Source organism: Psychromonas sp. (assembly GCF_047632955.1).
Lineage (GTDB): Bacteria > Pseudomonadota > Gammaproteobacteria > Enterobacterales > Psychromonadaceae > Psychromonas.
This window is the reverse complement of sequence record NZ_JBLIED010000003.1, coordinates 142,431-155,719: the sequence shown is the minus strand read 5'-3', so window position 1 is coordinate 155,719 and position 13,289 is coordinate 142,431. Positions and strand designations below refer to the sequence as shown.

Annotated in this window: 11 protein-coding genes; 6 read left to right on the top strand and 5 right to left on the bottom strand. The window is 43.7% G+C overall.

The window, feature by feature from the left end; genetic code table 11:
* The first annotated feature begins 2 nt into the window (after positions 1 to 2).
* The 3 genes from acnD to ACJAZP_RS03955 are packed head-to-tail and all read left to right on the top strand — an operon-like array spanning position 3 to position 5,725.
* The gene (gene acnD, locus ACJAZP_RS03965) at positions 3 to 2,615 is read left to right on the top strand and encodes a Fe/S-dependent 2-methylisocitrate dehydratase AcnD (protein ID WP_415229433.1); all 2,613 of its coding nucleotides are present in this window, start codon (positions 3 to 5) and stop codon (positions 2,613 to 2,615) included.
* Positions 2,612 to 3,805, top strand: coding sequence for a 2-methylaconitate cis-trans isomerase PrpF (gene prpF, locus ACJAZP_RS03960; RefSeq protein ID WP_415229432.1), 1,194 nt, complete (start codon positions 2,612 to 2,614; stop codon positions 3,803 to 3,805). The genes acnD and prpF overlap by 4 nt, the downstream gene beginning before the upstream one ends.
* Positions 3,806 to 3,838: 33 nt before the next feature.
* A complete protein-coding gene (locus tag ACJAZP_RS03955; protein ID WP_415229431.1) occupies positions 3,839 to 5,725 on the top strand; it encodes a propionyl-CoA synthetase in 1,887 nt (628 codons plus the stop codon).
* 41 nt (positions 5,726 to 5,766) lie between these two features.
* On the opposite strand, the gene ACJAZP_RS03950 is transcribed toward ACJAZP_RS03955, so the two are convergent.
* Both ACJAZP_RS03950 and ACJAZP_RS03945 read right to left on the bottom strand, forming a co-directional pair.
* Positions 5,767 to 6,483: a DUF977 family protein gene (locus tag ACJAZP_RS03950; RefSeq protein WP_415229430.1), complete on the bottom strand. Its 717-nt coding sequence runs from the start codon at positions 6,481 to 6,483 to the stop codon at positions 5,767 to 5,769.
* Positions 6,484 to 8,115, bottom strand: coding sequence for an ATP-binding protein (locus ACJAZP_RS03945; RefSeq protein WP_415229429.1), 1,632 nt, complete (start codon positions 8,113 to 8,115; stop codon positions 6,484 to 6,486).
* A 254-nt stretch (positions 8,116 to 8,369) separates the two neighbouring features.
* On the opposite strand from ACJAZP_RS03945, the gene ACJAZP_RS03940 reads away from it, so the two are divergent.
* Both ACJAZP_RS03940 and ACJAZP_RS03935 read left to right on the top strand, forming a co-directional pair.
* On the top strand, positions 8,370 to 9,473 hold the full coding sequence (locus ACJAZP_RS03940) for a phosphoribosylaminoimidazolesuccinocarboxamide synthase (protein ID WP_415229428.1): 1,104 nt from the start codon (positions 8,370 to 8,372) through the stop codon (positions 9,471 to 9,473).
* A 186-nt stretch (positions 9,474 to 9,659) separates the two neighbouring features.
* Complete coding sequence (locus ACJAZP_RS03935) at positions 9,660 to 9,833, top strand: hypothetical protein (protein WP_415229427.1); 174 nt, start codon at positions 9,660 to 9,662, stop codon at positions 9,831 to 9,833.
* 40 nt (positions 9,834 to 9,873) lie between these two features.
* Here ACJAZP_RS03935 and bamC read toward each other — a convergent pair whose 3' ends face one another.
* Both bamC and dapA read right to left on the bottom strand, forming a co-directional pair.
* Complete coding sequence (gene bamC / locus ACJAZP_RS03930; protein WP_415229426.1) at positions 9,874 to 10,998, bottom strand: outer membrane protein assembly factor BamC; 1,125 nt, start codon at positions 10,996 to 10,998, stop codon at positions 9,874 to 9,876.
* Positions 10,995 to 11,876, bottom strand: a complete 882-nt coding sequence (gene dapA / locus ACJAZP_RS03925) for a 4-hydroxy-tetrahydrodipicolinate synthase (RefSeq protein WP_415229425.1) — start codon at positions 11,874 to 11,876, stop codon at positions 10,995 to 10,997. Before dapA ends, bamC begins: the two co-directional genes overlap by 4 nt.
* 175 nt (positions 11,877 to 12,051) lie before the next feature.
* On the opposite strand from dapA, the gene ACJAZP_RS03920 reads away from it, so the two are divergent.
* Positions 12,052 to 12,903 (top strand): tetratricopeptide repeat protein, encoded by an 852-nt coding sequence (locus ACJAZP_RS03920; RefSeq protein ID WP_415229424.1) that lies wholly within the window; start codon positions 12,052 to 12,054, stop codon positions 12,901 to 12,903.
* 71 nt (positions 12,904 to 12,974) lie between these two features.
* Here the strand turns inward: ACJAZP_RS03920 and ACJAZP_RS03915 are convergent, their stop codons facing one another.
* Positions 12,975 to 13,166 carry a CPXCG motif-containing cysteine-rich protein gene (locus ACJAZP_RS03915; RefSeq protein ID WP_415229423.1) on the bottom strand — a complete coding sequence of 64 codons (192 nt, stop codon included), beginning with the start codon at positions 13,164 to 13,166 and terminating at the stop codon, positions 12,975 to 12,977.
* Between the last annotated feature and the right edge of the window lie 123 nt (positions 13,167 to 13,289).

The following is a 13,289-nucleotide window of genomic DNA, read 5'->3' as shown; positions in this document are numbered from 1 at the left end:
TTATGAATGATAATTACCGTAAACCCCTACCGGGGACAAGCTTAGATTATTTTGATACGCGCGAAGCGGTGAACAGCATTAAAAAAGATGCCTATCAAAAATTACCCTATACAGCGCGGGTGTTCGCTGAAAATTTAGTGCGCCGCTGTCCGCCGGATAAATTATTCGACGCACTTAATCAGATTATTGAAGGCAAACAAGATTTAGATTTTCCCTGGTATCCCGCCCGGGTTGTTTGTCATGATATTTTAGGGCAAACCGCACTGGTTGATTTAGCCGGATTACGCGATGCGATCGCATTAAAAGGTGGCGATCCCGCTAAAGTTAATCCCGTTGTCCCCACCCAGCTGATCGTTGATCACTCACTGGCCGTTGAACATGCGGGTTTTGAAAAAGACGCCTTTGCTTTAAATCGGGAGATTGAAGACAGGCGTAACGATGATCGCTTTCATTTTATTAATTGGACTAAAACTGCCTTTGAAAATGTGGAAGTGATTCCGCCCGGCAACGGCATTATGCATCAAATCAATCTGGAAAAAATGTCGCCGGTTATTCAGAGTCGCGATGGTGTCGCTTTCCCCGATACTTTAGTCGGAACAGACAGCCACACTCCCCATGTCGATGCATTAGGCGTATTAGCCCTGGGTGTCGGTGGCTTAGAAGCTGAAAGTGTGATGTTAGGACGCGCCTCCTATATGCGCATGCCGGAAATCGTTGGCGTGCATCTGTTTGGCAAACGCCAGGAAGGTATTACCGCTACCGATATTGTTTTGGCTATTACCGAATTTTTACGAGATAAAAAAGTGGTCTCCTGTTACCTGGAGTTCTTTGGTGAAGGCGCGGCCAATTTAACCCTCGGTGACCGTGCGACTATCTCCAATATGACTCCGGAATTTGGTGCCTCGGCAGGTATGTTTTATATTGATAAAAATACCATAGAGTACTTAAGATTAACCGGGCGTGATGAAAAACAAGTTGAATTAGTTGAAACCTACGCAAAACAAACCGGTTTGTGGGCCGATGATTTAGTAACTGCAGAATATCAGCGGGTGTTAAATTTTGATCTCTCCTCCGTTGGACGAAATATTGCCGGACCGTCAAACCCGCACCGCCGAGTTGCAACAGCCGACCTTGCCAGCAAAGGCATCTCAGGCGTAGTTGAAAATGAAAGCGGGAAAATGCCCGATGGCGCCTGTATTATTGCTGCCATTACCAGCTGCACTAATACCTCTAACCCGCGTAATGTTATTGCAGCGGCTTTGGTTGCAAGAAATGCCAATAAACTTGGTTTAACCCGTAAACCCTGGGTTAAAACCTCCCTGGCACCCGGCTCAAAAACCGTGCAGCTTTACCTTGAAGAAGCTAATTTATTAACTGAACTGGAACAGCTGGGTTTTGGCATTGTCGGCTTTGCCTGTACTACCTGTAACGGCATGAGCGGTGCTTTAGATCCTAAAATTCAGCAGGAAATCATTGATCGTGACCTTTATACCACTGCGGTCTTATCGGGTAACCGTAACTTTGACGGTCGTATTCACCCCTACGCGAAACAAGCTTTTATCGCATCGCCTCCTTTAGTGGTGGCTTATGCCATTGCCGGTACTATCCGCTTTGATATTGAAAATGATGTGCTGGGGATAGATCCCGATGGCAACAAGGTCACTCTTAAGGATATTTGGCCAAGCGATGCTGAAATTGATGCGATCGTTAACAGCTGTGTAAAACCGGATCAGTTCAAAGCCGTTTATGCGCCGATGTTTGACATTAAAGTCGATTACGACGAAGCGCTTGAGAAAACCAGTCCGGTTTATGACTGGCGCCCGCAAAGCACCTATATTCGCCGCCCTCCCTATTGGGAAGGTGCATTAGCCGGCGAACGTACTTTGAAAAATATGCGTCCTTTAGCGGTACTTGGCGACAATATTACAACGGATCATTTATCGCCATCCAATGCAATTATGTTAGACAGTGCAGCGGGAGCTTATCTCGATAAAATGGGCCTGCCGGAAGTGGATTTTAACTCCTATGCAACCCATAGGGGAGATCACTTAACCGCGCAACGGGCGACCTTTGCTAACCCGAAACTGTTTAATGAGATGGTTGTCCGCGATGGCAAGATTGAGCAGGGATCACTGGCCCGCGTTGAGCCCGAAGGTAATGTCATGCGCATGTGGGAAGCGATTGAAATTTACATGGCCCGTAAACAGCCGTTGATTATTATTGCCGGAGCCGATTATGGTCAGGGATCATCGCGTGACTGGGCAGCAAAAGGCGTACGACTAGCCGGAGTTGAAGTTATTGTCGCCGAAGGTTTTGAACGTATTCACCGGACGAATCTGGTGGGGATGGGAGTGCTTCCCGTTGAATTTATTAATTCAGAAAATCGCCATACTTATGCCATTGATGGCACAGAAACCTTTGACGTCGTCGGCAAGCCAGCACCGGGTGCCAGACTTACCTTAGTTATCAATCGCCTTAGTGGTGAAACTATTAATGTGGCGGTCAAATGTCGATTAGATACCGCGGAAGAAGTTTCAATTTATGACGCGGGCGGCATACTGCAGCGCTTTGCCCAAGATTTTATCGAGTCATCAAAAGAGAGGATGCCGGCATGACGGATAAAACAGGTCATTATCAGCCACAATTGAGAATCCCTGCCACTTATATGCGCGGCGGAACCAGTAAGGGCCTTTTTTTTAGTCTTCAGGACCTCCCAAATGCGGCGCAGGTTGCAGGAGCGGCACGCGATGCTTTACTGCTGCGTATCATGGGCAGTCCTGATCCCTACGGAAAACAAACCGATGGTATGGGCGGCGCCACCTCCAGTACCAGTAAAGCCGTGATTATCTCAAAAAGTGTAAAAGATGATCATCACGTGGATTATCTATTTGGTCAGGTTGCCATTGATAAAGCCTTTGTAGACTGGAGCGGTAATTGCGGAAATTTATCGGCCGCCGTGGGCGCATTTGCGATTAACGCGGGATTGGTCGATAGCAGCCAAATTCCCGCTAACGGCGTGGCTGTTATACGTATCTGGCAGGAAAATATCAGTAAAACCATCGTTGCCCACATTCCTATTCGCAATGGCGAAGTACAGGAAACGGGCGACTTTGAGCTTGACGGTGTGACTTTCCCTGCGGCTGAAATTAAAGTCGAATTTATGAACCCTTCCGACACTGAAAATACCATGTTCCCCACGGGTAATATTGTTGATCAGTTAGACGTTCCGGGTATTGGCCATTTTAACGCCACCATGATCAATGCCGGTATTGCCACCGTATTTTTGAATGCACAGGAACTCGGTTATCAGGGCACCGAACTCCAGGAAGCGATTAATTCGAATCCTAAGGCACTGGAGATGTTTGAAACCATACGCGCTTTTGCTGCCGTTAAAATGGGACTCATTGAGCATATTGAACAAGCCGCCACACGTCTGCATACGCCTAAAATTGCTTTTGTCAGCGAGGCGCAGGATTATCTTGCATCGAGCGGTAAAGCGATAAATAAAGAACAGATAGATTTAAATGTGCGCGCGCTATCTATGGGTAAACTTCACCATGCAATGATGGGCACCGCAGCCGTTGCTATCGGCAGTGCCGCGGCGATCCCGGGCACCTTGGTGAATTTGGCCGCCGGCGGTGGCGAACGCCAGTCGGTTACCTTCGGCCACCCTTCGGGCATATTAAAGGTCGGCGCTCAAGCCAGTCAGAAAGAGGGTCAATGGTCAGTTGATAAAGCGGTGATGAGCCGCAGCGCACGTATTCTAATGGAAGGTTGGGTACGTGTTCCGGCAACCACGCTGTAGCTAATTTCATAGGGTTTAACAAAAGGAAATATCATGATTTCTGCATATCAAAATGAATTTAATCAAGCTAAGAATGATCCTCAGACTTTTTGGAAAAAACAGGCCAACGCCATTGAGTGGTTTAAATTTCCGGAAAAAATATTAAGCACAGACGAAAATGGCATTGACCGTTGGTTTGCTGACGGGCAGATGAATACCGCCTATCTGGCCCTCGATTACCATGTATTAAACGGCCGAGGAGAGCAAACGGCACTGATTTACGACTCTCCCGTCAGCGGGAAAAAACAGCAGTACACCTACAATCAATTAACCGATCATGTTGCCCGCACGGCAGGCATGCTGGCAGATCTCGGCGTCACTAAGGGCGACCGCGTGATTATCTATATGCCGATGATTGCAGAATCGGTGATGGCAATGCTCGCCTGTGCCCGTTTAGGGGCAATACACTCTGTGGTATTTGGCGGGTTTGCAGCAAATGAACTGGCCATCAGAATCGACGATGCCGAGCCGAAAGTGATCATGACCGCGTCTTGTGGTATCGAAATCAAAAAAATAATTCCGTATATGCCTCTGGTCAATAAAGCCATTATGGACAGCCACTTTAAACCACAGAATGTGGTGCTGCTGCAGCGCAGCGAATGCCCGGCTGAACTGACAGAGGGTCGGGATATTGACTGGGCAGAGCAGGTCGCCATCTCCACTGCCCATGATTGTGTTCCGGTCAACGGCAGTGATCCGCTCTATATACTTTATACCTCGGGTACAACGGGAAAACCCAAAGGCGTTGTCCGTGAAAACGGCGGCCATGCGGTGGCCATGAAATACAGCATGTCGACCATTTACAATGCTCAGCCGGGTGATGTTTATTGGGCAGCATCTGATGTCGGCTGGGTCGTGGGCCATTCATACATAGTTTATGCGCCGTTAATTCATGGCTGCACTACTATACTCTATGAAGGAAAACCGGTAAGAACACCTGATCCAGGCGCTTTTTGGCGGGTCTGCGAAGAATATAAGGTCAACATTCTGTTTTCTGCTCCCACGGCATTTCGCGCAATTAAAAAAGAAGATCCGGAAGGTCAGTTAATCAAGCAGTATAAGATGCCCGCGTTACGCACTATTTTTATGGCCGGAGAGCGTTTAGATCCTCCGACGCTGGAATGGGTACAATCGAAGACTCAACTTCCGGTGGTGGATCACTGGTGGCAAACTGAAACCGGCTGGGCAATTTCAGGCAATCCTCTTGGTTTAGAGAATTTCCCGTTGAAAGCAGGCTCATCGACCAAACCGACACCGGGTTACCAGATAGAAATTTTCGATGAGACCGGCATGCCTGTAGCGCCTAACACTCAGGGTTACATTGTTATAAAATGCCCGCTACCGCCAGGTTGTTTAGCGACGGTTTGGCGCAATCATCCGCGTTTTCAATCCGGTTATTTAAGCCAGTTCCCCGGCTATTATGTCTCGGGAGATGGCGGTTATATGGATGAAGACGGGTATCTGTTTGTCATGGGGCGGATTGATGATGTGATTAATGTCGCCGGGCATAGGTTATCTACGGGCGAGATGGAAGAGGTCTTGGGTGGACATCCCGATGTGGCCGAGTGTGCCGTGATCGGTGCCCACGATGATTTAAAAGGTCAAATGCCGATCGGCTTTGTGGTATTAAAAGATGGCCATTATTCCGTCGACGGTAATGTTGAAAGAGAACTGTTACAAAAAATACGTGACGATATTGGCGCGGTGGCCAGTCTTAAACGGGTTCTGGTGGTGAACCGGCTGCCTAAAACACGATCCGGTAAAGTGCTGCGCAGAACCATTAAACAAGTTGCCGACGGTGAGCAATATACTATGCCCTCTACTATCGATGATCCGAGCAGCATCACGGACATAGAGTTAGCCTTTCAACCGCAGGAATAAGCGCTGCCGGTAAGCGTGAAAATATTAACGCTTACCGGCATTCACCCGCGTGTTTTTGTAAATGTAGTTTTAAATGTAGTTTTATATGTTCTTTCCGGTCTTCCTACCGTGCCGTAGCGTAAATCCGCCTGTAATTCACCTGCAGCAATAAGGTGCTCGAGATACCTTCTGGCAGTAGTTCGGCTTGCCCCGATAAGCTCCCCCGCTTTATCTGCGGTTATCTGCGCCTGATCTTCAAGCAACGCCCGCACTTTATCCAGGGTCACTTTATCTATCCCCTTGGGCAGTCGTCCTCCCGATGCTGTGCTGCTGGAAGCATTAAAAATCATAGAATCAACCACGCTCTGATCTAAATCATCTAGACTGCCAAACTTATTTTTTTGTTTTAAATATTTCTGCAGCGCTTCCTGCAGACGCGAAAAGACCACGGGTTTGAGCAGATAATCAACCACCCCGCCGCGCATAGCCTGCTGCAAGGTTTCGACCTCTCTGTCCGCGGTAATTAAAATCACATCGCAGGCATGCGCATGTTGGCGCAGATACCTTAAAATATCAAGTCCATTGCCATCGGGCAGATACAGATCTAATAGGATCAGATCCGGCGATAAAACATCTAATAAGGTTTCCGCCTCCATTTTGCTTGCGGCAATGCCGATCGCATCAAACCCTTCTATTTGCATCAAATTACGCCGATGAATTTCGGCGATCCCCAAATCATCTTCAATGATTAACACTTTAATGTTGTTATATTCTGACATTTATCGGACCTTTTGTAGGATTTTAGGTATATAAGCGGTTACCCGTGCTCCCTTGCTGTCTTTACCTTCCATAATCAATTGACCTTTATATTGCGTGATAATTTGATCTACCAAATATAGGCCCACCCCGCGGTGCTTACCCGGTTTACTGGAGACATTTTTTTGAATCAGTCTTTGCTGCTTGAACTGTTGCGGTAAACCACAACCATTATCTTCAACCTCAATAATAATTTCCTCTCCGTAATCGGTGATGCTGACGCTCACTTTTTTATCTTGTTTATTTAAAACTAGGGCAGAAAGACAGGCTTCAAAGGCATTATCTATAAAATTCCCTAAAATGGTCACCAGATCTTCAGGACGGATATGTTCTGACAGCGCCAACAATCGCGAGCCGTCGTCAATATCCAGCACTAAGCCTAATTCTCTTGCTCTTTCACTTTTACCCAATAACACACCGGCAATAATCGGCTCGAGAATGGCTTCCCGCAAAAATTGAATAAGGTACTGGTAACGTTCAGTTTCCTGCCCGATTAAGCGTAACACTTCAGCCTTTTTTCCAAGTTGAATCAAACCGCTGATGGTATTCAGTTTATTTCGATGCTCATGGGTTTGTGAGCGTAATAGATCCGCATATTCGCGAATTTGTGAGAGCTGTTTAGTCAGTTCAGTAATTTCATTTTTAAGCCGAAAACTGGAAACAGCACCGACGACTTCCCCTTCAACAATAATCAACTGCCTATTGGCAATAATGGCTTGGCCATTAAGAATAATATCAATATCATTTTCAGGATTGTTAGTTAACAAAATATCGGTTAAATCACTCTCTGGTAACACTGATTTGAGGCTTTGATGTAATACTTGTTCACTTTTAAGATTTAATATCTGGCAGGCACTATGATTAATAGAAGTGACATAGCTATTTTTATCAATACTGATAATGCCCTCTTTGATGGTACTTAAAGTAACCTGAAGCTCCATATAAAGCCGTCCAAATTCTTCCGGTTCAAATCCCAAAATAGCATTCTGAAAGCGCCGTGCGGTAAAATTGGAAATAAGCGCATTAGCAAGCACGACCAGCAAAGCCATGGCTATCAAAAAAAACAGAAAATGGTAAACCTTATCATCAATGGTGGTGACCAAATAACCGACCGAGACCACCCCGATAATATTGCCGGCGGGATCATAAACAGGGGTTTTACCGCGAACCGAGTTACCTAATGAGCCTTTTGCATAGGAAACATAGGAGAGCCCGTCTATTAATGCATTATCATTATCTCCGCCCTGCATCTTCAGGCCAACACGTTCGGCAATAGGATGAGAATAACGAATACCGTTAATATCGCCAACCACAATAAATGCCGCATTGATTGAGCTGCGCAGTACTTCAATTTCATTTTGAATTAACTGCGGATTTTGCTGCTGCAGGGCATTATTGACCATCGGCGTCGCCGCTAAAAATTTTGCAACGCCCAGGGCTTTGTTACCACTGTCCTGTGACTGCCAATCTTTTAGATATATAAAACCGGCAGCAGATAAAATTAAAAGTTGAATTAAACCGGAAAAAGTCATAATCACTAACAGGCGGCGCCTGAAACTAAATTCACTCCATTTATAAAGTTTATTATTTGGCATAATTATTTATCATTATTCTTCGAATTGTTCTGCGCATGACTCTGCACATTGTTATTAGGGACTAAACTTGCCGAACTTTAACAGTAAACGATTATCGTTACCCGATCAGCGCTTGCAATAATCAAATTAATTTGTGCTCGTAACTGTTATTTTTGAAATGCACCGCTAACGCTATTCTGCTATTATTAGCCACCAAATCTATTCCGAGACAAGGCACCCTTGTTTCATCTAATTTTGCATATAGGAAGTTGTTTATGAGTCTTGCCGATAAAGTATTAGCTGTTAATAATGATCTCCCCATTCGCTCCGATCAACCTGTGCACAGTGGTAAAGTACGTTCTGTTTATTGGTTAACAGAATCCGATAGCCGTCGTTTAATCGCAGACAAGGGTTATGATGTTGCAGCAGATGCACCGCTTGCTATCATGGTCATCAGTGACCGTATCTCAGCTTTTGACTGTATTTGGCACGCAGAAGGTGGCATGAATGGTGTGCCGGGCAAAGGTGCCGCCCTTAATGCTATCTCTAACCATTGGTTTAAACTGTTCAAAGAGCAGGGACTAGCCGACAGTCATATTCTAGATATCCCCCATCCGTTAGTTTGGATAGTGCAGAAAGCACGCCCGGTAATGATTGAAGCCATTTGCCGTCAATATATCACCGGTTCAATGTGGCGCGCTTACGAAAAAGGCGAACGTGACTTTTGCGGTATTGAAATAGCGAATGAATTGAAAAAAGACCAAAAATTACCAGAATTGCTGATCACCCCTTCTACCAAAGGTATTCTTGAGGGAATTCCCGGCGTAGCTGCCGTTGATGATGTCAATATTACCCGTCAGAATATTGAACAAAACTTTGCTGCATTTAACTTCACTAAAGTACAAGACATTGCCCTTTATGAAAAATTGTTAAAAGAAGGCTTTAATGTCATCAGTGATGAATTAGCTAAAATTGGTCAGATTTTCGTGGACACTAAATTTGAGTTTGGCTATGTCAATGATAAAGCCGGTAATGAGAAACTCATCTACATGGATGAAGTGGGTACGCCTGATTCATCACGAATTTGGGATGCGGCTGAATTCCAAAAAGGTAACATTGTAGAGAACTCTAAAGAAGATTTTAGGCAGTTATTATTAAACCACTTTCCTGATCCGGATATTCTTTTAAACAAAGACCGGATGGTTGAGAGAACGGCTCTGGCGACAAACAATGCCCTTCCTGCGGAAGTTTTGATGAAAATATCCGCAACCTATACCGGTATTGCTGAAAAAATCATCGGCCATAAAATAATACTCTCCGAGAACCCGAAAGCTGAGATCATTGAAATTCTTGACCAGCAATACGGTTTAATCGATTAGATATAACCTAAAATAATATTCATAGCAGGCAGTTGTCCTGCTATTTTTTTGACTTATAATATTATGTTGTGTTTTATTAAAAAGACTTCAATGCAGCTTAGCTTTAAAATAAAATAGTTGATCAATTTATTGTTCGGACTTTTAGCTTATATTCACAGACACTGATTTTATATTAAGGAGATTATTATGAATGCTTGGGTAATAACATTAATTCTCGTCTTTCTTTTAGGAATATTAATATCTAACTCAATGCTCCTGAGAAAACTAAAAGTACCTGAAGCGCTATTGCGCGAAATACAGGAAAAGAAAGACAAAGCATTACTGGAAAAGCAGGAAAAAGAAAAACCACAAGATAAATAGTCTAATGGTCTTTCCTGTTTATTTTATTACCGAAAGGCAACTATAAGGATTTACTTTGATCTTTATTTAACAGTAAAACATCGCGAATTTTCGAGGTGATACTGAAATAAATCTCGGTCACTTTTTTGTCTGCTAATGGTTTTTTATCCGCATCTAACCAAATCATCGAAGTACTGCCATTATCCAATTCACCTAATTGAATAAAGTATTCTGCATTGTCAAGCTCGAAAGGATTGAGATCATGTTCCGGCCAGTACTCTGCATTGGGCGCTTTAAATTTAACCAGGTAATAACCCAGATTTTTATCTGAATCAACCTGTTCAAATCTTAATAACGTCAGCAAATCGGGCAGTTTAGTCCAGCTAACAAGAAAGTTAGCATCCACAATCCAGGCCAGTTGATTATTATCGTCATAGCCTAATTTTATGGGCAGTGGTTGCGTTCCGGCTACTTGTAAATCACTGGCAGCTTTTAATTGATAAGCATAATTTAACAGATCATTCACCATACGCAGTTCAATGCTTTTTTTACTTCTTGCCGATAAATTTACCTTAATAGTTGTATCGTCACTTTTTTCGGAATAACTTAACGCTTCCACATTCAAAGCCACATTTCGTTGTCCTTGTGACTCTGTCAGAGTAAACCGGTAACTCGACTCCCTTAATATCTCATTGTTGGAGAAAAAACTGTCAATCACGTGTTGCTGGCGAAATATCCCCGTTTCTATCTGTCCAAGAGTGGAATCTTTTTCAACAACCGCAATCTTGTTGGCGTTGATATATGACTCAAGAATTTTCCAAACCTGCTCTTTCATATTTTCAGTGTTATTGAACGCATTAAATAATACCGTGGTTTTATCGCTATTATTTGCCGCAAGTACCACCCCGTCAATCACCGGGATTAACTGAGCGGGAGGGCGAATGTCAACATCGGAAGATAAAAATCCAAGGCGTTTTTGCTGCTCAGTTAAAGCTGGAATATCATAAAGATTTCTTGCTTCATCTTGAGTAAAAGTGCCCGTTTGGTATTTTTCACCCATAGGAGTTTGGTCATAATCAAAATCACCATTGGCTTGCATTCTGGCATCAAAACGAGCACAAGCACTTAGGGATAAAGCAACAATGACGGCTGCCGTTACCCGGCCTGATTTAAAGAGTTTTTTCATGAAAGTAGTTTAGCTTCAATTAAAGCCTGACGGACAATCGGCTGATATTTTTCATCCAAAATCGTTAAAGGTAAACGACAATCGGCAGAGGGTAATAATCCCATCTCTGCGCAGGCCCATTTCACCGGAATTGGATTAGATTCGATAAATAAGTATTTATGCACGGGTGCTAACTGACCATCTGCTTCTTTAGCTAAATCAGTCTGACCGCTTAATGCATATTCACACATTTTAGCCATTTCAGTCGGCGCGATATTAGTGGTTACGGAAATAACCCCGTGTCCGCCCTGAAGAATAAAGTCACAACCAGTCGCATCATCACCACTATATAAAGCAAAATCATCATCAACTAATGCTTTAATTTGCGCAAGACGATTTAAATCACCGGTGGCTTCTTTGATACCGATAATGTTTTTTATTTTAGCAAGACGCGCAACCGTTTCCGGCAACAGATCAACGGCGGTTCGACCGGGCACATTGTATAATATTTGCGGTAAATCACAGGACTCTGCAATCGCTTTAAAGTGCTGGTAGAGACCCTCTTGGGTCGGTTTATTGTAATAGGGAGTGACGTTAAGACCGGCTACAATACCGCTGTTGGCGAAAAGTTTGCTTAACAAAACAGCTTCGGAGGTTGAATTTGCTCCATTGCCCGCAATAATAGGGATGCGGCCAGCCGCAAATTCCAGCGCTTTCATAACAACTTTTGCATGGGTATCAACATTTAATGTTGCAGATTCCCCAGAAGTACCTACAGCGACGATAGCAGCGGTGCCAGATTTTATATGAAATTCGACAAGTTCTTTTAAGGTAAGGAAATCTATTTCACCGGTTTTATCCATGGGTGTCACGAGTGCGACAATACTGCCTGTTAACATCTTAAAGCTCCTCTTTAGTGATTCATCAATGTTACTTTTGCATGCACTTAAAAACAAGCAATAAAGCGGATAGATTCAACTTCTTAAAGCAAAAATAAGAGATTGGTGCTTGCGTTCCTCTTTTTAAACGATAATCTAGCCTGAAAATGAATGGCAGCTAACTGTTGAGGATAAAATGTATACTAATAATCATGATATTACCGTCTCTACCTTCCCATCAATAATTCTCGAAGGTTCAAAAATAAAACCCGTTTTAGTGGTTTTCTGGTCCCCGCAAAGTGAAACATGTCTCAGCTTGTTGCCTTTACTGGATAAATTACATGCTGAAGATGAACAGGCATTTACGCTGGCGCGTATTAATTGCGATCAGGAGCAACAGATAGTCAGCCACTTTGGCGTGAAAAGTGTACCGAGTGTCTTTATGTTCATCGACGGGCAAGGCGTAGACGGCTTTGCCGGAGAGCAAAGTGAAGAGTTTATACGCACTTTTATAAGTAAACATACTCCCGACCAAAGTCAGGTTTTACTGCAGGAAGGACAAACATTATTCGCCCAGGGGCAGTTAGCCGAGGCCAAAACGAAGATTGTTGAAGCTGCAAAAATGGCGCCTGATAATAATGAGATTAAATTAGCTTTAGCGCAGGTTTTCCTGGCAATGGGTCAACATGAAGATGCAAAACCTATTTTGAATATTATCCCGATGGCCGATCAAAACATGATTTACCATAGTTTAATATCACAATTAGAATTAGCCGAGCAATCATCACAAACGCCTGAGATAACCGCGTTAGAAGCGCAACTTGAAACGGCGCAGGATAAACTGGCGATTAAATATCAACTGGCCATTCAATATAATCAGGCCAACCGTAACCGCGAAGCCTTAGCGTTGTTATACGAATTATTAGTTAACAATTTAGACTACGATAATGGCGCGCCTAAAAAGACCATGATAGACATTCTATCAACCGTAGACGATCCTGCTTTAGTCAGCGAATACCGTCGTAAATTGTATAGCTTGTTACATTAAATCTGAGCATATTTAGGTTGAACAACAAAAAAGATGATGAAAATAATTTCATCATCTTTTTTAATAACTTTTTATTGGTTTTCATTCCTGACATTAACTAACCGTTGCCCTTGGTTATCTATGCTGACATCAACAACGATCGGGCAACAGCAGACTTCGCAGTCTTCTAAATAATTTTGTTGTTCCACGGAGCAGTCGATCAGCAGTTCAATTATTTCACCGCAATAGGGACAGTGCACTTTATGGGAAGCAAGTTCATTCATCATATTTCCCTTAGTAGCTTCTAATACCAAAAGAACTAAAAAGATGATCACCCTTACTGGTTAAAATCAACCCTAACTGCGTTGTAAGTTTTGAAGTGAGAACAACTATCTCCTGCAACTCAC